The organism is Aminobacter carboxidus (assembly GCF_014863355.1).
Lineage (GTDB): Bacteria > Pseudomonadota > Alphaproteobacteria > Rhizobiales > Rhizobiaceae > Aminobacter > Aminobacter carboxidus.
This window is the reverse complement of the sequence record NZ_JACZEP010000027.1, coordinates 1-2,500: the sequence shown is the minus strand read 5'-3', so window position 1 is coordinate 2,500 and position 2,500 is coordinate 1. Positions and strand designations below refer to the sequence as shown.

General features: G+C 54.0%; 1 tRNA gene and 2 rRNA genes (1 of these 3 cut by a window edge). All 3 read left to right on the top strand.

Annotation, left to right across the window (positions count from 1 at the left end):
- A 23S ribosomal RNA gene (locus IHE39_RS30340) occupies nt 1-1,893 on the top strand (it extends 920 nt beyond the left edge of the window).
- 207 nt (nt 1,894-2,100) lie between these two features.
- Nucleotides 2,101-2,215 (top strand): 5S ribosomal RNA (rrf, locus tag IHE39_RS30335).
- Between the two features lie 202 nt (nt 2,216-2,417).
- Nucleotides 2,418-2,494, top strand: a tRNA-Met gene (locus IHE39_RS30330).
- Nucleotides 2,495-2,500: the final 6 nt, after the last annotated feature.

Below are 2,500 nucleotides of genomic sequence, written 5' to 3'. Positions count from 1 at the left end.
ATGGGCTAGGGGATCTCACCGATTTACCAAACCTAACCAAACTCCGAATACCTGGGAGTACTAGTCGGCAGACACACGGCGGGTGCTAACGTCCGTCGTGAAAAGGGAAACAACCCTGACCTACAGCTAAGGTCCCCAAGTTATGGCTAAGTGGGAAAGGATGTGAGGATCCCAAAACAACCAGGATGTTGGCTTAGAAGCAGCCATCATTTAAAGAAAGCGTAACAGCTCACTGGTCTAAATAAGGGTCTTTGCGCCGAAAATGTACCGGGGCTAAAGCCATACACCGAAGCTTAGGGTTTGCAGCTTGCTGCAAGCGGTAGCGGAGCGTTCTGTAAGCTGACGAAGCGGTACCTGTGAGGGGCCGTGGAGGTATCAGAAGTGCGAATGCTGACATGAGTAACGTAAGGGGTGTGAGAGACACCCCCGCCGAAAGTCCAAGGGTTCCTGCTTAAAGCTAATCTGAGCAGGGTTAGCCGGCCCCTAAGTCGAGGCAGAAATGCGTAGACGATGGGAACCACGTTAATATTCGTGGGCCTGGAGGAAGTGACGGATCACGTATGTTGTGGGGTCTTATTGGATTGATCCCTGCAGCGGAGTGGTTCCAGGAAATAGCTCCTCCATTATAGACCGTACCCGAAACCGACACTGGTGGACTGGTAGAGTATACCAAGGCGCTTGAGAGAACTATGCTGAAGGAACTCGGCAAATTGCACGCGTAACTTCGGAAGAAGCGTGACCCTTTCATGCGCAAGCATGTGGAGGGTGGCACAGACCAGGGGGTAGCGACTGTTTATCAAAAACACAGGGCTCTGCGAAGTCGCAAGACGACGTATAGGGTCTGACGCCTGCCCGGTGCTGGAAGGTTAAGAGGAGAGGTGCAAGCTTTGAATCGAAGCCCCAGTAAACGGCGGCCGTAACTATAACGGTCCTAAGGTAGCGAAATTCCTTGTCGGGTAAGTTCCGACCTGCACGAATGGCGTAACGACTTCCCCGCTGTCTCCAGCATAGACTCAGTGAAATTGAATTCCCCGTGAAGATGCGGGGTTCCTGCGGTTAGACGGAAAGACCCCGTGCACCTTTACTATAGCTTTACATTGGCATTCGTAGTGGCATGTGTAGGATAGGTGGTAGGCTTTGAAGCCAGGGCGCCAGCCTTGGTGGAGCCACCCTTGAAATACCACCCTTATCTCTATGGATGTCTAACCGCGGCCCGTTATCCGGGTCCGGGACAATGTATGGTGGGTAGTTTGACTGGGGCGGTCGCCTCCTAAAGAGTAACGGAGGCGCGCGATGGTGGGCTCAGACCGGTCGGAAATCGGTCGTCGAGTGCAATGGCATAAGCCCGCCTGACTGCGAGACTGACAAGTCGAGCAGAGACGAAAGTCGGTCATAGTGATCCGGTGGTCCCGCGTGGAAGGGCCATCGCTCAACGGATAAAAGGTACGCCGGGGATAACAGGCTGATGACCCCCAAGAGTCCATATCGACGGGGTTGTTTGGCACCTCGATGTCGACTCATCGCATCCTGGGGCTGGAGCAGGTCCCAAGGGTATGGCTGTTCGCCATTTAAAGCGGTACGTGAGTTGGGTTCAGAACGTCGTGAGACAGTTCGGTCCCTATCTGCCGTGGGTGTAGGAATATTGAAAGGATCTGTCCCTAGTACGAGAGGACCGGGATGGACGGATCTCTGGTGGACCTGTTGTGGCGCCAGCCGCATAGCAGGGTAGCTATATCCGGACGGGATAACCGCTGAAGGCATCTAAGCGGGAAACCCACCTTAAAACGAGTATTCCCTGAGAACCGTGGAAGACGACCACGTTGATAGGCCGGGTGTGGAAGTGCGGCAACGCATGAAGCTTACCGGTACTAATAGTTCGATAGGCTTGATCGTTCTCATTCCTAATGCTCATCACAGTGCGATCCCAAAAGGGAATCGTCACAGTGCGATCCCAAAAGGATCTGCACACTGCCAAAAGGCAGGATGAAAAAGGCACACAAAGACCAGCGAATAGCCCCGAGAGGCACAAGACAGCCAAGCTGTCGACGCCCCTTACGCTCTTCGCTCCAAAGCTTCTCGATAAAACGTGCGTTTTGCCGACCTGGTGGTTATGGCGGAGCGGCTGCACCCGATCCCATTCCGAACTCGGCCGTGAAACGCTCCAGCGCTGATGGTACTTCGTCTCAAGACGCGGGAGAGTAAGTCGCTGCCAGGTCTGCCAAACGCACGTTAATACAACCCATCGCAACGCGATGTGGGTAAATCTTCTCTTTGCAAAAAAGGCCCGCCAACGGGTAGACGGGCCGCGCAAGCGGCCCTTTCCATTGGCGAAATCCGGATAAAAAGGACATTTTGCCTGAGGCAAAAGTCTGAAAGCGTTGAAAAAGGACATTTTGCCTCAGGCAAAAGTCCGGTGGCGCGGGGTGGAGCAGCCCGGTAGCTCGTCAGGCTCATAACCTGAAGGTCACAGGTTCAAATCCTGTCCCCGCAACCAAATACA